Genomic DNA, 17,726 nt, shown 5'->3' on the forward strand with positions numbered 1-17,726 from the left:
AGAGAGTTAAAAACGGGCGAATGGTACAAATACAGCGCGAGCACAATGCAGACAGCCAACCGAACGGTGACGTCTCCGCATGCGCGGATTCTTTCTGCGCATTATTACCAGATCGTGAAGTCCGGCACAGGTGCTCGAGCGAGTATATTTTCGCCTCCTAGGGCCACACCCTCATTGGCGTGGCAACAATTCGAAACGCGCCTCCTGCACGCTCTCCGAATCCAGCCCTAGCTGGACACGGAAGGCACCTGGCTCGCTGACATGCTGCAGGCTGGCGTTGTAGAAACGCAGCATGGCTTCGTCGATCTCGAAACTCAGCTCGCGTGCCTCGCCTGCCCCAAGCTTGACCCTGCGAAAATCCTTGAGTTCCTTCACCGGACGGATCACCGAAGCGGCCTCGTCGTGCAGATACAGCTGCACGACAGTGGAGCCAGCCCTTGGCCCGGCGTTCTTAAGCGTGACGCTGACGCGAATCTTCTCGCCCGGCGCCATGCGCTCGGCAGACAGCTTCGGCGCCGACAGCTGGAAATCGCTGTAGCTCAAACCATAGCCGAACGGATACAGCGGACCGTTGGGCTCTTCGAAATACTGCGAGGTGTAGTTGCCAGGCGTGCCGGGCGTGTATGGGCGGCCCAGGCGAAGATGATTGTAGTAGGTAGGAATCTGCCCGACCGAACGCGGAAAGGTGATCGGTAGTTTGCCGGCGGGGTTGTGCTCACCGAACAGCACGTCGGCGATGGCGTTGCCACCCTCTATACCGCTGTACCAGGTCTCCAGCATCGCATCGGCGTTTTCCTTCTCCCAACCCAGCGCCAGCGGTCGACCGTTCATCAGCACCAGCACCAGCGGTTTGCCGGTGGCCTTGAGCGCGCGCAACAGCGCCTGCTGGCTGTCCGGCAGGTCCAACCGGGTGCGACTGGACGACTCGTGGGACATACCGCGCGCTTCGCCCACTGCAGCAACGATGACGTCGGCCTGGGCTGCCACACGCACCGCCTCCTCCAGCATCGCCTGCGGGGTGCGCTTGTCCAGCACGACTTCCGGGCGATCCCAGTTGAGCTGATTGAGGTAATTGATCACATGGGTATCGTCGGTGACGTTGGCGCCAACGGCGTAGAGCAGCTTGCCCTGCCCGTTGAGCGCCGCTTCCATGCCCTTGCGCAGGGTCACCGCCTGCTCGGCCACGCCCACCGCTGACCAGCTGCCGAGCATGTCCACCGGCGAATCGGCCAGCGGGCCGATCAACGCGACGGTGGTCTTCTTGCTCAGGGGCAGCGTGTCGCCATGGTTTTCCAGCAGCACCAGAGAATCGCGCGCCATGGCCCGCGCTTCGGCGCGGTGCAGGCGGCTTTCGGCATTGACATCTGCCGGGTCGTCCTCGGCGCGGCCGATACGGCGGAACGGATCGTGGAACAGGCCGAGGTCGTATTTGGTGTTCAGCACATGGGTGACGGCCTCATCCAGCACGCCCTGTGGTACCGCGCCGCTGCGCACCAGCGCCGGCAGCTCCTGATCGTAGAGCGTGTCGGCCATGCTCATGCCGACACCTGCCGTTACGGCCAGTCGTGCAGCCTCGCGGCCATCGGCTGCCACACCATGGCGCAGCAGTTCGGTGATCGCGCCATGATCGCTAAGCGCCACACCCTTGAAGCCCCAGTCGCGGCGCAGCAAATCACGCAGCAGCCAGGTATTGGCCGAAGCAGGGACACCATTGATGGCGTTCAGCGCCACCATCACCCCACCAGCGCCGGCATCGATGGCGGCGCGATAAGGCGGCAGGTAGTCCTGGTACATGCGCATCGGGCTCATGTCGACCACGTTGTAGTCGCGCCCGCCCTCCACCGCGCCATACAGGGCGAAGTGCTTGACGCTGGCCATGATCCGCTGCGGATCGCTGGGGTCCTTGCCCTGAAAGCCATGCACCATGGCCGTGGCGATACGAGAAACCAGGTAGGGGTCTTCGCCGAAACCCTCGGAAGTGCGTCCCCAGCGTGGATCGCGGGAGATGTCGACGGTCGGCGCAAAGGTCATGTCCAGGCCATCGGCACTGGCTTCGAAAGCCGCGATCCGGGCGCTGTTCTCGATGGCTGGAATGTCCCAGCTGGACGCCAGGCCCAGGCCGATGGGAAAGGTAGTGCGATGACCATGGATGATGTCGTAAGCGAAGAACACCGGGATGCCCAGCCGGCTACGCAGGGCAGCTTCCTGCATCGGGCGATTCTCCGGTCGCACCACCGAGTTGAAGGTGGCGCCGATGCGACCCGCCGCCATCTCCTCGCGGATGCGTTCACGCGGCATGTCACCGCCGATGCTGATCAGGCGCAGTTGGCCGACCTTTTCCTCAAGGGTCATGCGACCTACCAGGTCGGCGATGAAGGCCGATTTGTCATCGATCGAAGGCGCAGCAACCAGCAGGCTGGGGGTAATCAAGGCAGAGGCAAGAGCGAACTGACGCAGGTATTTCATCGGGAACGGCACCGGGATGCGAATCATTGTTTGAATGGCCACCACGATACTCCGAGTCCTCGTGCCGCGCCGCGAGTTGGCGCAAAAAAACTTAAGCACCATTGAAAGGCGCTCCAGAAATTACGACCCCAGAATTTCACAAACTTGCGCATTTTTTTCTTCGCCTCTGGTTTTGCCTGCCGGCAGGCGTAGCATGGCTGCATTCGGGAGAAGGTGATGGCGCAATTCGAACATCTGCAGGTATTCCAGAGCATGAGCCGCTCGCCCAACGCTCGGCTACACGCGATGGCCGAGCTGGGCAACGGTATGGCCGTGGCCCGCTGGAGCAACGCTCATGATGCGCGTGACTACCTTGCCCCCAGTCATCACACGCTGTCGTGCTACCTCAGCGGCGGCACTGGCACCTTTCGCCGCGAGCAGCCCGGCAACAAGGGTGCGCCAGACAAACTGTGCATTCTGCCGGCCGAACACCAGTCGGCCTGGATCATCAATGGCGAGATTCAGCTTGCCCACCTCTATATAGAGCAGGAGCAGTTCGCCCTTGGCGCGGTCGCCCTGCTCGATCGCGAGCCGCGCAGCCTGCAACTTGAAGAAGCGACCTTCCTCGAAGACGCCGAACAGTCCGCGCGCTTTCGCCAGCTGTGCACCCTCGACTGGCAGGAGCCGGGCGAACGCCTGCTGGCCAGCAGCCTGGCGCACCAACTACTCGACCACGCCCTGCTCAACCAGGTTGGCCTGCGCCAGGGCCTGCGCCTAAAGGGTGGCCTGGCACCGCTGCAACGCCGACGTGTGCGCGAGTTCATCGAGCAGCACCTGGATACGCCGCTGCCGCTGAGCCAACTGGCCGCACTCTGCGTGCTGTCGGAATACCACTTCGCGCGCATGTTCCAAAGCAGCTTCGGCCTGCCACCTCATCGTTACGTGCTGGCTCGGCGTCTGGCGCGCGCCTGCCAGATGCTACGTCAGCCAGCCCCTGCTCTGAGCGAGGTGGCATTGGCCTGCGGCTTCGCCAGCGCCAGCCACTTCAGCAACCGTTTTCGCCAGGCATTGGGTGCAACGCCCAGACAGTACCGCGCTGCGTTCGTGTAGGGCGGAAGAAAGCCGCCACCCGCCCTGCCGTCGGCAATCTCTGCACCACGCCTGCTAATCGTCACGCGGCTATGCGAAAATCTGCGGCTTTGCATTGCCACGGCCCAGTCATGCGCCCATTCCCTTTAGCCACGAGGCTTCGCTGATGCCTCTGGATATCCACCTGTTACGCCAGGAAGACTGGCGTTCCGAATTCGGCGCGGGCGACCTGCGCCGTGGCATCGGCTACGCCGAAGAAAAACGCAGCAAACTGCTCAGTCTCAAGGACCACAGCCTGCTCGCCAATTGCCGAGGCTCAGGTGGGCAGACCTACCAGCAGCGCATCACGCTGCATCCTTATGGGCGCAAATGGAGCGTGACCGGCCACTGCAACTGCCCGGTCGGCTTCAACTGCAAGCACGTGGTTGCCGCCCTTCTCACCCTTGAAGCTCAGCAGCGCGCCGGCAGCGACCTGTCGGACATCATCGTGCTGGACAAGGAGCTGGCCGAAACGCGCCTCGAAGGTATCGCCCCCACCGCCGTCCTCAGCCTCGGCAGCCAGGTGCGCGTGCATTTCGACGCACGCAAGGGACGCATGCAGGAACAAACCCAGCACCGCGCCGCGCTGGCCTTCGACTATGCCGGGCACAAGGTCTTCGGCAAGCCGGCCAAGGACCTGGTCAAGCGCCTGGATGAGCAAACCAACCTGCGCCTGATCCGTGACGGCGCAGCCGAAGCCACGCTGCGCAAACGCCTGGAAAGCCTCGGTCTGCAGGTAGCCCTGCGCCAGAGCGAAGCGCTACCGGCCGAAGCTGGCGAGCCGTTCGAGCTGGAACGCGAGCGCGACTGGCTGGATTTCGTCCAGCAGCAACTGCCGCAATTGCGCGCAGAAGGCTGGCAGATCCACATGCGCCCCGACTTCCAGTACAACCTCACCGAGGTCGATGACTGGTATGCCGAGGTCGAGGAAGACCCGCAGCAGAACTGGTTCGATCTGGAGCTGGGCATCGAAGTCGAAGGCCAGCGCCTGAGCCTGCTGCCGATCCTGCTCCAGGCCATTCGCCGCACGCCCTGGCTGCTGGCGCCCGATGCACTGGCCCAGCGCGCCGACGAAGATCGCCTGCTGGTCAACCTGCCGCAGAGCGGCAAACGCATCGCTCTGCCCTTCGCCCGCCTCAAGCCATTGTTGGCCACGCTCGGCGAGCTGTATTTCCGCGACCCCGGCGAAGACCACTTGCCGTTGCGCCTGGGTCGCGCCGACGCCGCGCGCCTGGCCGCACTGGCGCAGGGCCCAGAACTCAGTTGGCAAGGCGGCGATGAACTGCGCGGTTTCGCCCAACGCCTGCAAAGTCTGGCAGTGCGTGAAGTCTCACCACCCGCGGGCTTGCAGGCCGAACTGCGCAGCTATCAGCTGCAGGGCCTGAACTGGATGCAGACCCTGGCCGAGCTGCGCGTCGGTGGCGTGCTGGCCGACGACATGGGCCTGGGCAAGACCCTGCAGACCCTGGCGCATGTCCTGTGTGAAAAACAGGCCGGTCGCCTGCAGCATCCCGCGCTGATCGTCATGCCTACCAGCCTGATCCCCAACTGGCAGGACGAAGCGGCGCGCTTCACCCCGCAGTTACGTGTGCTGGCACTGCATGGCAGCAAGCGCAAGGCGCTGTTTGAAGAGATCACCGAGCACGACCTGATCCTCACCACCTACGCCCTGCTGCCACGCGACCTCAAGGCGCTGAATCAACACCGCTACCGCCTGCTGATCCTCGACGAAGCGCAGAACATCAAGAACCCGCGCAGCAAGGCGGCCACCGCAGCGGCTCAGATACAGGCCGAGCTGCGCCTGTGCCTGACCGGCACGCCACTGGAAAACCACCTGGGCGAGCTGTGGTCACTGTTCCACTTCCTGATGCCCGGTTGGCTTGGCGACGCCAAGGCCTTCACCCGCGACTACCGCACGCCCATCGAGAAACGCGGCGACGGCCATCGCCTCGCACATCTGAACGGGCGCATCCGCCCCTTCCTGCTGCGCCGCAACAAGGAACAGGTAGCCAGCGAACTGCCGCCGAAGACTGAGATCACCCAATGGGTCGAGCTGACCCAGCTGCAGCGCGACCGCTACGAAACCCTGCGCCTGGCGATGGACCAGAAGGTGCGCGAAGAAATCACCCGTCAGGGCCTGGCACGCAGCCATATCGTCATCCTCGAGGCGCTGCTGCGCCTGCGCCAAAGCTGCTGCGATCTGCGCCTGCTCGGAGAGGATAACGGCGAGTTGGGCGCAAACGATTCCGGCAAGCTCAGCGCCCTTCTGGATATGCTTCAGGAACTGGTGGACGAAGGCCGCCGCGTGCTGCTGTTCTCTCAGTTCACCTCGATGCTGGCGCTGATCGAGGCAGAGCTGCAGGCCCGCAAGATCGCCTACGCCAAGCTGACCGGCAGCACCCAGGACCGACGCACACCGGTACAACGCTTCCAGGCGGGAGAGTTTCCGGTGTTCCTGATCAGCCTCAAGGCCGGCGGCAGCGGCCTCAACCTGACCGCCGCCGATACCGTGATCCACTTCGACCCCTGGTGGAATCCGGCCGCCGAAGCCCAAGCCAGCGATCGCGCCTACCGTATCGGCCAGGACAAACCGGTGTTCGTCTACAAGCTGATCGCCCGTGGCAGCGTCGAAGAAAAGATCCAACAATTGCAGCAGGCCAAGGCCAGCCTGGCCAAAGGCGTGCTGGACGGCGGCAGCCAGGGCCAGTGGAAGCTGGATGAGGAAGACTTGGCGGCGCTGTTTGCACCGCTCGATTGACACCTCGCCTCAACGATCCGCCATCACGCCAGTAATGGCGGATGAAACGAGTGTCATCCACCTCAAATCAATCAGACGTATCGTCGCGCTCGGACTCGGCATCCGCACGGTTACGCGCCTTGTTGCGGGGGTGCGGGCCGGCCACGGCCGGAAAGCGTGACGAGGCGTAACGCACCACCAGGATCGCCAGCGCCAGCAGCAGGATCGCCCCCGACACCATCACCACACCCCAGCTCGGCTTGTGGGTGTGGGAAATGTCGGAAATCAGCAAACGGGTCAATGCGGTGATCGCCACATAGATCATGAAGCGAATCGGCATGTGGTTGGTCTTGAAATAGATCCCCACCATCGCTGCCAATTCCAGGTAGATGAACAGCAGCAGGATGTCATCGACCGTGATGTGTCCCTTCTCCAGCATGCCGATAAAGGTCATCACCCCCGCCCAGGCCGTGATCGCACCAATGGCGAACAGCGCCAGGTAATGGAAGGCCTCCATCAGCAGATTACCCAAGGATTCCGCCAGGCCATGCATGCCCGTTCGCAGACGTTCCGCCCAATTCATCGTGTCACTTCTCCCCAAACCAACATCACCCCGTGCATCCGACATGGATGCACACCGACGAGCATGCAGGAAAAACACCAACTTGAGGATGATGCGGGGATGTGACGGAAAGACACAGGCCGCTCAGACTACCGCCAGCACCGGCTGACGCGATTCAGGCCAGGCGAAGCAGTGCTTGCCCGCTTCCTTGGCGCGATACATGGCCGTATCGGCCGCCGCGATAAGCCGGCGGCGATCTTCGCCATGTTCGGCATAACGCGCCAGACCAACGCTGACGCCCACCCGCACCTCGGGAAAGTGCTCCAGCAAAGGCGTATCAAGCGCCTCGATCAGACGCCGTGCCAGGCGTTCGACAGCATCTGCATCACCTGCCGCAATGATTGCGAACTCGTCCCCGCCCAGCCGTGCCAACACTTCACCTTCACGCATCAAACCCTGCCACCGTGCAACCACTGCCTTGAGTGTCGCGTCTCCAGCAGCATGGCCATACTGATCGTTAATCGGCTTGAAGCCATCGAGATCGAGATAGAGCAACGCCACCTGGCGCTCTCCGCGCCTTGCGAGCGCCAAAGCCTGATCCAGCGTCTCGTTGAAGGCTCGTCGATTGGGTATCTGGGTGAGACTGTCGTGCTGCGACTCGAAGGCCAGTCGCTCAAGCAACTCGGCGCGCTCACTAAGGTCACGACGTAAGTCGACAAACAGCAGCGTGAGCAGGCCGAGCATCAACAATGCACCGCCACCGCCACCCCATAGCGCCAGATACGAACGCCACTCCAGATCCGCTTTCTGTTCGGCAAGGGAAGCCTTTACGCCACGTTCGATATTGCCGATGCGTAAACGCATTTCATCCATGTAGAGCTTACCGACGTCCTCATCCAGCGTCCGCTGTACAGCGCTCTGTCCCTGCTCTCTGCGCACGGCTATGGTCTGTGCCAGTTCGCTGCGCTTGAGCTGGCTGAGTCTGGTGATAGCGTCAATATCAGGCTTGTAAGCCCTTAGGATATGGCTTTCAACAAGCAATGACAGGTGCTCGTCCAGTTGTTCGGTGGCCCGCTCATAAGGTTCGAGGTACTGAGGGTCGCTCGTGAGTAAATAGCCGCGCTGACCAATCTCGGCATCTTGGAGCATCGAAAGCAGTGAGGAGAGCCGGTACAGAGATCGATACAGATCTTGTACATCCCGACCGCTGGAGAGGCTGGCCTGACTCCCCCAGATTGCTCCAATGAGCAGCATCAGGCTCAAGTAAAACAGTGCCACCAGCGCGAGCAACTTGCGCTCTACACGACCGACTGAGTTCACGGTGAACACCTCATGATTGGGCACTGCAAAGGCCGATACCATGCGCCTACAGTGACTATAGATGTCCACCAAACAGCTGCACAAGCGCCGCCCCGCAAAACGTTTGATAAAGAATCCGAAGCAGACTCAACATATACAATAATTGTACAAACGTACCTGATTCTGCCGTTGGCCATAGCAGAAAACCAAACGCCGCCAGCCGCTGAATGCAGCTGCAAATCGAGTCATCTAAGCTGCCCATCAAGCCCAATGCTGGCAAAAGAGAAGCGAGTCATTTATTCTCGCAAACACTGTACAAAAAACCAGTTAATTACTGATCGACACGTATGAAGGCAGACGAGGTGATGAATGGCCGTCGAAGTGGTGTACCGCAGCAGTCGCGATCCGGAGCGTTTGTTTATGGATAAGGCCGAAGCCGATCGTTACGACAAGATGCTGGAGCTGGCCGAGCGCCTGAGTGAGGTCCTACACAAGGCGGTGCCGTCCTTGAGCGAGGAACAGGGCGAGGAGCTGGGTATTTTCATGGCCAAGAATCGCGACGTCTTCGCCAAGGCGTTCAAGAGCCAGCCAGACGCACTTGACGAACTCGAGGCCGACGCAGCCAGCGAATGACCGAGCTCACAGGCCCCGCGCGCCCTGCGCAGGGCCTGGCGCGTCAGGCATCGCTGACTGGATAGTGCATCGCAGCTTGCTCCAGCCAGGCTGGCAAATCTCGTCGCTTGATGCCCTCACGTCGCGCACGGAGCAGTTGCTCGAGCATGTACCGGCGTTTGCGCTCATCGCCATCGGCAAGAGAAAGCGCCAGATCGCGATCACTCCACTGACGAATGCGGCGAAACAACCACCAGTGAAAGTACAGGCCAGCGGTGGTGGTGACGACGATAATGAAATAGTCCATGGTGAACCTCCTTCCAGCACGCTAATCGAGCTCGCATATAGCGCCAAGTGCAGCGTTGCCGCAGGTCGCTGCACCGTGCACCCATCAGTTCGACCAGGCGCCGCCTACCGATCACCTTCGCGCCCCCGAAGTTTGAACGGGCTCGGCAACCGCTAGGTGCGATAAAGCAGGCCCTCTGCCAGGTAGTCAGCGACTCGCGCCGGAGATCGTTTTTCAGCCTGGGCATGGGCGTAGATTTCGGTCAGGCGTCGGCTGATCTGCGCCAGGTGCGCGGTGATCGCCGCTAGTTCCTCGCCGCGATGACGCAGCGCCACGTAGATCAGCCCTCCGGCATTGAGCACGTAATCCGGCGCGTAGAGAATCCCGCGAGCTTCCAGCTGATCGGCCACCTCAGGGCTTGCCAGCTGATTGTTGGCCGCTCCAGCCACCGCAGCGCAACGCAGATGGGCAACCGTCTGCGCATTCAGCACACCACCCAGGCCGCAGGGCGCGAGAATGTCGCAAGGCGTGGTAAGCAGCGCATCGCTGGTTATCGGGTGCGCCCCCAGTTGCTCGACAGCCAGTTGCACACGCCCGGCATCGAGGTCGCTCACCAACAGTTCCACGCCCGCGGCATGCAGCGCTTCGGCCAGGGCGAAGCCGACATTGCCCAGGCCCTGAATGGCGACTCGCAGCCCTTCCAGATCATCGCTGCCAAGGCGCGCCTGGGCGGTGGCGCGAATGCCCGCGAATACACCCAAGGCGGTGTGCGGTGACGGATCACCTTCACTGGTCGTACTGGTAGCGTGATGGGTGTACTGGGCGATGCAATCCATGTCGGCGCTGGAGGTGCCACTGTCGATGGCGGTGATGTAACGGCCATTGAGGGTTTCGATAAAACGGCCGAAGGCTTCGAATAGCGCGGCGCGGCTCTGCAGATGAGCCGGGCGGATGATCACCGCCTTGCCGCCACCGTGATCGATCCCAGCCAACGCCGCCTTGTAGCTCATACCATGGGCAAGGCGGATGGCATCGCCAATGGCGCTTTGTTCATCGGCATAGGGTAGGTAGCGACAACCGCCGAGTGCTGGCCCGAAACGGGTGTTGTGAATGGCGATAACGGCCTTGAGACCGCTGGCCGGATCCTCGGCCAGATGCAGGGCCTCGAGGCGGGCGGCTTCCATCATGCTGAACATGGGCGAGCTCCCGGTTGGACTTCAGGCCTCAGTATAGGAGAGCCACACTGGACGACGACCTTGCCAGGAGCTAAAAGAGCAGAAGTCAGCGGAGAATGCGATGAGCCCACGCCAAGCCTGCCTGCAGTGCCTGCAACGCGACCCTCCCGCCCTGTTCGAGGCGGCTCTGTGGATCGCTGCCGAACACGATGATCAGCTTCAGCCCGCGCAGATACTGAGCGACCTGCACAGTTTGTTATTGCAGGTCAGCGCCGGGTTACCCGCCCTGCCCGCTCGCGAATTGGCACAGCCGCTGCTGCGCCGACTGGCAGAACTCGACTATCAGGAAGACGACGAAGGCGTGACACGACCGCGCCATGCCCTGCTGCATGAAGTGTTACGCCGCCGACGCGGCCAACCGCTGCCCCTGGCGTTGATTGCACTGGAGTTGGCGCGCCGCCTGGATATTCCACTCCAGGGCGTGAATTTCCCTGGTCACTTCATGCTCCGTGTACCTGGCGCCGATCACCTGCTCGACCCTTGCGGCGGACGCCGCCTGTACACCCGCGACTGCCGTGATCAGCTCTATCGCCAGCTGGGCCCGGATGTCGAACTCAGCGCGGTGCACCTGCAGACAGCCAATGCCGCTGACATGCTGCGACGCCTGTCGCGCAACCTGCGCCTGTTGCACATGCAGCACGATGCTCCGGAAGCAGCGCTCAAGGATGCCGAGCGCGTCCTGCAGCTCGGCCCGCCCAACCTGGTCGATCATCTGGCTCGGGCGGACGTCTATCGGCAACTGGATTGCCCACAGGGTGAGCGCTATGACATTGAGCACGCGCTGCTGTTCTGCGAGGAGGAAGGTTTGCGCCTGCAGTTGAGCCAGCGCTTGCGCAGCCTGGCACGTGCGCCAGCGATGCATTGACGCCGCCGCGTACGACAACCTCGAACCAGCGAAATATCAGGCAGACGCCGCCAGGCTGTGAAAGCTGAAGTAGTAACGCAGCGCGTCGATCATCTCGACGTAGTCGGCAGGTGGCGCCACCAGAGCGAAGCCGGAATCGTAGACACCGGGATTGACGTCTTCACGGCACCACTGACAGTTGGCGGAGAAGTCGATGAAATGTATGCCATGCTGGCCTGGAATCTTCAGGCGCATGTCGAAGCGTGCGCCCACCAGCATCGGCAACTGACTGATCAGCATCAGACCGTCGAGGGAGACATTGCCGATGGAGCCCATCGGTTTGTCGGTAATGCGATTGAACACCTTCAGGTAGTAGGGCAACTGATGGCGTTCGATTCGGCGCTGGCTACGCATAGTGGCAAATCGCTACAAAGGGACTTGAGTATGGCCCTACTACGACCACTTAACCACCCTCAAGAACAGCGTTGAGCTATCCGCTCGCGCAACTGGCGACGAGCGGTGTCGGTTTCTTCATCACTGTAGTAGATGCGCTCGCCGCCGGCGCCTTCGCGATAGTAGCGAAAACCCTCCGGCATCTGCGCCAGGTGTCGGCGCAGATCGCGGCATTCACTGGCCCGCTCTTCGCGCTGCGCAGTTGCTGTCGCCGCAGCCTGTTGTTGCTCTTCACGCCGCGCATCGTAGAAACGCTGACGGCGCTCCTCACGCTCACGCGTATGTTGGTCGCGCTCGATCACCTGCGGCTTCACCTGCACGGTTTCAGCCCCGGCCACGGGCCTTTGGCCAAAATGCACCCGCCCCTGCTCGTCCGTCCAGCGATAGATTTCCGCCGTGACCAGCGTGGGCAGCAGTGCAGCAATCAACAACCAGTAGCGCATGTTCATCCTCCATGAGAGACATACGCCAGCTTATACCGCCACGCGCCCCTGAAGAACGCCGAACGACCGAAGGCTCAGAGTGTGGCCGGGCTGACCTTGGCTGCCGGCGCCGGGCTGTGATGCCCCAACTGCTCCAGCGTCTGCAGACGCGCGCGGGCGCGGTAGGCGTACTCGCTGGCCGGATAGCGCGTGATGATGAACTGGTAAGTCTGCGCGGCATCGACGAACAGGCTCTCGCGCTCCAGGCATTGACCGCGCAACAGGGAAATCTCCGGCTGCAGGTAATTGCGCGAGCGGCTCTTGCGCTCGGCCTGCGACAGCTCCAGCGCGACCTGCGCACAATCACCTTCGTTGTAGGCGCGGTAGGCGTTGTTCAGATGATGGTCGAGCGAGACACGGGTACAGCCCGTGGCAACCAGGGCCACGGCCAGAATGATCAGGGTACGCATGGGCAATTCCTCCAATGAGCAGTGTATCGACAGCCGAGGGAAAAACTGAACAGCGATAGTTGTTCTGGAAACGCCCCGCATGACGCCATTGCCTCACCTTTTTGTCCGCGCCAGCGCCACGACCACTCGCCCTCTCGAACCAGCGCCAAATCGCTGATCCATATCAATGCCGCTTGCCTGAACATGGCCTGTAATGCAGGCACAGACTCCAGGTGAGGACGCTGCCATGAAACTGCAACGGCTGATGGTCGTCATCGACGCCGAACACCAGCAACAACCGGCTCTGCAGCGGGCCGTCGAAGTGGCGCGCGAGACCGGCGCCGCCCTGCACTTGCTGCAGGTCGAGTATCACCCGAGCCTGGAAAGCGGCCTGTTGGACAGCCGCCTGCTCGACCGCACCCGCGAAACCATCGTGCGGCAAGGCTGCGAGGCACTGCGCACCAGCGTCGCGCACCTGAGCGCTGAAGGACTCCAGATCGAAGTCGATGTGCGCTGGGGCAAACGCCGCCACGAGGAGATACTTTCACGCGTCGCGGGGCTGCAACCGGACATCCTGTTTAAATCGACCCATCCCAGCAGTGCGCTGCGCCGTCTGATATTCAGTGATACCAGCTGGCAACTGATCCGCCGCTGTCCGGTGCCGCTGTGGCTGGTGCACGACGCCGAATCTCGCGGCAAACGCCTGTGCGCCGCGCTGGACCCGCTGCACAGTGCCGACAAACCTGCCGCCCTCGATCATCAGTTGATTCGCACCAGCCAGGCTCTGCAGACTGCGCTTGGCTTGCAAGCCGAGTACCTGCACGCGCAGGCACCGCTGCCACGCTCGCTGCTGTTCGACGCCGAGGTAGCGCAGGAATATGAAGACTACGTGACCCAGTGCAGCCGTGAGCACCGCGAGGCCTTCGACAAACTGATCGCCCAGCACGCCATCGATAGAGCGCAAGCCCACCTGCAGGAAGGTTTTGCCGAGGAAGTCATCCCGCGTTTCGTGCGTGAGCACAATATCGGCCTGCTGGTAATGGGCGCCATCGCCCGCGGCCATCTGGACAGCCTGCTGATCGGCCACACCGAAGAGCGGGTGCTGGAACGCGTCGAGTGCGATCTGCTGGTGATCAAACCGGAGCACAAAGGGTAGTGCACAGGAACAATGACTACAGCTGAAGGGCGTAGTAGCCTCCCGAACATAGTTCACTAGGGAGTTCGTGCATGACCTTTCGCCGCACCAAAATCGTCGCCACCCTGGGCCCGGCCAGCAGCTCGCCGGAAGTACTGGAGCAACTGATCCTCGCCGGTCTCGACGTGGCCCGTCTGAACTTCTCCCACGGCACGCCGGACGACCACAAGGCGCGCGCCGCCCTGGTTCGCGAGCTGGCCGCCAAGCACGGCCGCCATGTTGCCCTGCTCGGCGACCTGCAAGGCCCGAAGATCCGCATCGCCAAGTTCGAAAACAAGCGTATCGAGCTCAAGGACGGCGACCTGTTCCGACTCTCCTCCAGCCACTCGCGCACGGCCGGCACCCAGGAAGTGGTCGGCATCGACTACCCGGCGCTGATCCAGGACTGCGGTGTCGGTGACGAACTGCTGCTCGACGACGGCCGCGTGGTCATGCGCGTCGAACTCAAAGGTGCCGATGAACTGCACTGCCGCGTACTGATCGGCGGTCCGCTGTCGGACAACAAGGGCATCAACCGCCGCGGTGGTGGTCTCACCGCGCCTGCCCTGACCGAGAAGGACATGGTCGACATCAAGGTTGCCGCCGAGATGGACCTGGACTACCTGGCCGTGTCCTTCCCGCGTGATGCCGCCGACATGGACTACGCCCGCCGCCTGCTCACCGAAGCCGGCGGTACCGCCTGGCTGGTGGCCAAGATCGAGCGCGCCGAAGCCGTGGCCGATGACGAAGCGCTGGACGGCCTGATCCGCGCCAGTGACGCGGTGATGGTCGCCCGTGGCGACCTGGCCGTGGAAATCGGCGACGCCGAACTGGTCGGTATCCAGAAGAAAATCATCGCCCACGCCCGACGCCTGAACAAAGCCGTGATCACTGCCACGCAGATGATGGAGTCGATGATCCACAGCCCGATGCCGACTCGCGCCGAAGTCTCCGACGTGGCCAACGCCGCGCTGGACTACACCGACGCAGTGATGCTGTCGGCCGAGAGCGCCGCTGGGGAATACCCGGTCGAAGCCGTGCAGGCCATGGCCCGCGTGTGCCTGGGCGCCGAGAAGCACCCGACCAGCAAGCAGTCCAGCCACCGCCTGGGCCGCACCTTCGAGCGCTGCGACGAAAGCATCGCCCTGGCGACCATGTACACCGCCAACCACTTCCCCGGCGTGAAGGCAATCATCAGCCTCACCGAGAGTGGCTACAGCCCGCTGATCATGTCGCGCATCCGCTCGTCGATCCCGATCTTCGCCTTCACCCCGCACCGTGAAGCCCAGGCCCGCGTGGCACTGTTCCGTGGCGTATACACCGTGCCGTTCGACCCGGCCTCGCTGCCAGCGAACAAGGTTAGCCAGGCGGCGGTGGACGAACTGCTCAAGCGCGGCGTGGTCGAGCCGGGCGACTGGGTGATCCTGACCAAGGGTGACAGCTACCACGGTACCGGCGGCACCAACACCATGAAGATCCTGCATGTCGGCGACCAGATGGTGTGATCCACCCTTGAACGCAAAAGGCCGCTCATCGAGCGGCCTTTTGCGTTTCAGCAGCCTCGTTTCACTTCTGGTTGTAGCTTTGGATCAGGTTGGCGTATGCCGGCAGGTGACCACCAAGAATGCCGCCGAACCCCTCGACATCGTTACGCCAGTCACGATGCAGTTCGCCACCGACGCTGAACCAGTTGAGCAGTTGGGCACCGGCATGAGCCATACGCGCCAAGGCAGCATCGCGCACCGCGGTGTTGAAGGTGCCGGAAGCGTCCGTCACCACGAATACGTCATAACCAGCCTCCAGCGCGGAGAGAGTGGGAAATGCCACGCAAACGTCGGTAACCACACCGGCAATGATCAGTTGCTTGCGCCCAGTGGCCTTGATCGCGTTGACGAAGTCCTCATTATCCCAAGCATTGATCTGCCCCGGACGAGCGATATAGGGCGCGTCGGGAAACATGGCCTTGAGCTCCGGCACGATCGGCCCGTTCGGCCCGGTTTCGAAGCTGGTGGTAAGAATGGTCGGCAGCTTGAAGAACTTGGCGATATCCGCCAGCGCCATGACGTTGTTCTTGAACTCGTCGGGCGAATAGTCGCGTACCAGCGAGAGCAAACCGGCCTGGTGATCGATCAACAATACGACGGCATCGTCCTTGTCCAAACGCTTGTAAGTGAAAGCCATGGGAAAACTCCTGTACGGTGATGAGGCTGAACCTCGAGACCATTGCAATCTCGAAGGACGCTCAGCCTAGTGGCCAAGGCCGCTGACAATCGACCGCGCAGAGGGAAAATAGCTTTTCGAAAAAACCGAACAAAAAACCGCGGCGAAGGCATTACCCTCACCTCATCGAATCGATGGGACACCCGCATATGAAGCTTGATCTGCAGGAAATCGAAACCTATCTGCGCGTGGTGGAACTGGGTGGCGTAAGCCGGGCAGCGGAAGACCTGGCGCTATCCAAGTCGGTGGTCAGCAAGCGTTTGAGCGATCTGGAACAACGTCTAGGTAGTAATCTGCTGCATCGTTCCACCCGCAAGGTCACGCCGACCGACACTGGCCTGGCCTTCTACCAGCAGGCCAAGCAGGCACTGCTGGAACTGAGCGAAGCAGCCGAGGCGGCAGCCTTCAATGACAGTAGTCTGTGCGGACGCCTGAACATGCTGGCGCCGATGAGTTTCGGCACGCTCTGGCTGGCGCCGCTGATCGCCGAATTCATGCGTCTGCATCCACAGCTGGAAGTCAGCCTGTATCTAGAGGATCGCATCAGCGATTTCGAGCGCGAAGGGTATGACCTCTGTGTACGGATCTCACGCATCGGTGACAGCGCGCTGATCGCCCGCAAGCTCGCCAGCAGCGCCCGGATACTCTGCGCCAGCCCGGAGTACCTGCAACGACAAGGCACGCCAGAGAATGTCGAAGCGCTGCGCGAGCACGACTGCATCGGCTACAGCAACGTCGCTTCACGGCAATTCTGGTCCTTCGAAAACGACGATGAGCAAGGCGAACTGGCGAACGTGGCACCACGCGGACGGTTTTCCAGCAACAACGGCGAAGTCATGCGCGAACTGGTGCTGGCCGGCCAGGGTCTGGCGCTGCTGCCAAGCTTTCTGGTCCACCAGCATCTGAAAGACGGCTCGCTGGTCGAGATACTGCCTCAGGCAAGGCCCAAGCCTTACTCAATCTATGCCATGTACCCGCGTTCCCGACGGGCGTCACGCAAGGTCATGGCGCTTTGCGAGTTTCTCCAGCAGCGCCTGCTCGAACCGCCTTGGGAATAAATCAGGCAAACCGAGAGAAATCCGGCTTTCTGCGCTGCATGAAGGCCGTCAACGCCTCAATGGCCTCTGGCGAACGCAGGCGCTGGCCGAACAACGCGCCCTCCTCCTCGATCACTTGGCGCAACTGCTCGCGATCCGGCGCGCGCATCAGGCGTTTGCTGTCGGCGACCGCCGAGGGTGCCAGCTGGAGAAAACGCTGTGCCATCTCGCGCGCCTTGTTCAACGTTGCCGCGCCATCCTCCAGCGCCTGGTTGGCGATGCCCCACTCTGCAGCCTGCTCCCCGCTGAAGCCCTGCCCGAGCAGCAACAACTCGGCAGCTCGCGCGTGTCCCAGCAGGCGCGGCAGAATCAGGCTGGAACCGTACTCCGGGCACAGACCAAGATTGACGAAGGGCATTTTCAACTGCGCATCACGGCTGACGTAGACCAGGTCGCAGTGCAGCAACAAGGTGGTACCAATGCCCACCGCCGGACCAGCCACTGCGGCGACCACCGGTTTGCTGAATTCGAACAGCGCGCGCATGAACTGGAACACTTCGCTGTTCAGGCCGGTGGGCGGCGCCTGGATGAAGTCGGCGACATCGTTACCGCTGGTGAAACACGCCTCACCACCAGTGAGTAGCACCACGCGCACGCTCGGGTCGCGCTCGGCCTCGTCCAGCACCTCGGCCATGCTGGCGTACATGGCGCGGGTCAGCGCATTCTTCTTGTCTGGACGATGCATGCGCAGGGTCAACAGACCGCCGTCGCGCTCGATATGCAGGTGCTCGCTCATGCCAGGGCTCCAATGGGTGCGTCATAC

At 62.1% G+C, this 17,726-nt stretch carries 17 protein-coding genes; 7 read left to right on the forward strand and 10 right to left on the reverse strand.

What is annotated here, in order from left to right; translation table 11 throughout:
• Window positions 1-171: 171 nt before the first annotated feature.
• A complete protein-coding gene (gene bglX, locus CDO35_RS15830) occupies window positions 172-2,466 on the reverse strand; it encodes a beta-glucosidase BglX (RefSeq protein ID WP_166432420.1) in 2,295 nt (764 codons plus the stop codon).
• Window positions 2,467-2,682: 216 nt separating this feature from the next.
• Here bglX and CDO35_RS15835 point away from each other — a divergent pair, with 216 nt between their 5' ends.
• Window positions 2,683-3,555, forward strand: a complete 873-nt coding sequence (locus tag CDO35_RS15835) for a helix-turn-helix domain-containing protein (RefSeq protein ID WP_099525652.1) — start codon at window positions 2,683-2,685, stop codon at window positions 3,553-3,555.
• A 145-nt stretch (window positions 3,556-3,700) separates the two neighbouring features.
• The gene (locus CDO35_RS15840) at window positions 3,701-6,331 is read left to right on the forward strand and encodes a DEAD/DEAH box helicase (protein ID WP_099525653.1); all 2,631 of its coding nucleotides are present in this window, start codon (window positions 3,701-3,703) and stop codon (window positions 6,329-6,331) included.
• Window positions 6,332-6,398: 67 nt separating this feature from the next.
• On the opposite strand, the gene CDO35_RS15845 is transcribed toward CDO35_RS15840, so the two are convergent.
• Together CDO35_RS15845 and CDO35_RS15850 are read right to left on the reverse strand one after the other, a co-directional pair.
• Window positions 6,399-6,893 carry a phosphate-starvation-inducible protein PsiE gene (locus CDO35_RS15845; RefSeq protein WP_099525654.1) on the reverse strand — a complete coding sequence of 165 codons (495 nt, stop codon included), beginning with the start codon at window positions 6,891-6,893 and terminating at the stop codon, window positions 6,399-6,401.
• A gap of 123 nt (window positions 6,894-7,016) precedes the next feature.
• Window positions 7,017-8,192: a diguanylate cyclase domain-containing protein gene (locus CDO35_RS15850; RefSeq protein ID WP_158233726.1), complete on the reverse strand. Its 1,176-nt coding sequence runs from the start codon at window positions 8,190-8,192 to the stop codon at window positions 7,017-7,019.
• Window positions 8,193-8,540: 348 nt separating this feature from the next.
• Here CDO35_RS15850 and CDO35_RS15855 point away from each other — a divergent pair, with 348 nt between their 5' ends.
• On the forward strand, window positions 8,541-8,804 hold the full coding sequence (locus CDO35_RS15855) for a YebG family protein (protein WP_099525656.1): 264 nt from the start codon (window positions 8,541-8,543) through the stop codon (window positions 8,802-8,804).
• Window positions 8,805-8,847: 43 nt separating this feature from the next.
• Here CDO35_RS15855 and CDO35_RS15860 read toward each other — a convergent pair whose 3' ends face one another.
• On the reverse strand, window positions 8,848-9,090 hold the full coding sequence (locus CDO35_RS15860) for a hypothetical protein (protein ID WP_099525657.1): 243 nt from the start codon (window positions 9,088-9,090) through the stop codon (window positions 8,848-8,850).
• A gap of 152 nt (window positions 9,091-9,242) precedes the next feature.
• The gene (locus CDO35_RS15865) at window positions 9,243-10,265 is read right to left on the reverse strand and encodes a Leu/Phe/Val dehydrogenase (RefSeq protein WP_099525658.1); all 1,023 of its coding nucleotides are present in this window, start codon (window positions 10,263-10,265) and stop codon (window positions 9,243-9,245) included.
• A gap of 100 nt (window positions 10,266-10,365) precedes the next feature.
• Between CDO35_RS15865 and CDO35_RS15870 the strand changes: the two genes are divergently transcribed.
• Entirely contained in the window at window positions 10,366-11,169 is an 804-nt protein-coding gene (locus CDO35_RS15870; protein WP_099525659.1) for a SirB1 family protein, read from the forward strand.
• A gap of 36 nt (window positions 11,170-11,205) precedes the next feature.
• On the opposite strand, the gene CDO35_RS15875 is transcribed toward CDO35_RS15870, so the two are convergent.
• The 3 genes from CDO35_RS15875 to CDO35_RS15885 all read right to left on the reverse strand — a co-directional run bounded on the left by CDO35_RS15875 (window position 11,206) and on the right by CDO35_RS15885 (window position 12,493).
• The gene (locus CDO35_RS15875) at window positions 11,206-11,562 is read right to left on the reverse strand and encodes a PilZ domain-containing protein (protein WP_017362687.1); all 357 of its coding nucleotides are present in this window, start codon (window positions 11,560-11,562) and stop codon (window positions 11,206-11,208) included.
• Window positions 11,563-11,621: 59 nt separating this feature from the next.
• The gene (locus tag CDO35_RS15880; protein WP_099525660.1) at window positions 11,622-12,044 is read right to left on the reverse strand and encodes a DUF4124 domain-containing protein; all 423 of its coding nucleotides are present in this window, start codon (window positions 12,042-12,044) and stop codon (window positions 11,622-11,624) included.
• A 74-nt stretch (window positions 12,045-12,118) separates the two neighbouring features.
• The gene (locus CDO35_RS15885) at window positions 12,119-12,493 is read right to left on the reverse strand and encodes a tetratricopeptide repeat protein (protein WP_099525661.1); all 375 of its coding nucleotides are present in this window, start codon (window positions 12,491-12,493) and stop codon (window positions 12,119-12,121) included.
• Window positions 12,494-12,719: 226 nt separating this feature from the next.
• On the opposite strand from CDO35_RS15885, the gene CDO35_RS15890 reads away from it, so the two are divergent.
• Window positions 12,720-13,628, forward strand: a complete 909-nt coding sequence (locus CDO35_RS15890) for a universal stress protein (protein WP_099525662.1) — start codon at window positions 12,720-12,722, stop codon at window positions 13,626-13,628.
• A 71-nt stretch (window positions 13,629-13,699) separates the two neighbouring features.
• On the forward strand, window positions 13,700-15,151 hold the full coding sequence (gene pyk, locus CDO35_RS15895) for a pyruvate kinase (protein WP_099525663.1): 1,452 nt from the start codon (window positions 13,700-13,702) through the stop codon (window positions 15,149-15,151).
• Window positions 15,152-15,212: 61 nt separating this feature from the next.
• On the opposite strand, the gene ycaC is transcribed toward pyk, so the two are convergent.
• Window positions 15,213-15,827 (reverse strand): isochorismate family cysteine hydrolase YcaC, encoded by a 615-nt coding sequence (ycaC, locus tag CDO35_RS15900; RefSeq protein ID WP_079783123.1) that lies wholly within the window; start codon window positions 15,825-15,827, stop codon window positions 15,213-15,215.
• A 188-nt stretch (window positions 15,828-16,015) separates the two neighbouring features.
• Here ycaC and CDO35_RS15905 point away from each other — a divergent pair, with 188 nt between their 5' ends.
• On the forward strand, window positions 16,016-16,924 hold the full coding sequence (locus CDO35_RS15905) for a LysR family transcriptional regulator (RefSeq protein WP_099525664.1): 909 nt from the start codon (window positions 16,016-16,018) through the stop codon (window positions 16,922-16,924).
• 1 nt (window position 16,925) lies between these two features.
• On the opposite strand, the gene CDO35_RS15910 is transcribed toward CDO35_RS15905, so the two are convergent.
• Window positions 16,926-17,699, reverse strand: a complete 774-nt coding sequence (locus CDO35_RS15910; protein WP_099525665.1) for an enoyl-CoA hydratase — start codon at window positions 17,697-17,699, stop codon at window positions 16,926-16,928.
• Window positions 17,700-17,726: the final 27 nt, after the last annotated feature.

Origin of the sequence: Pseudomonas sediminis (genome assembly GCF_002741105.1) — a bacterium.
In the GTDB taxonomy this organism is placed as follows: Bacteria; Pseudomonadota; Gammaproteobacteria; order Pseudomonadales; family Pseudomonadaceae; genus Aquipseudomonas; species Aquipseudomonas sediminis.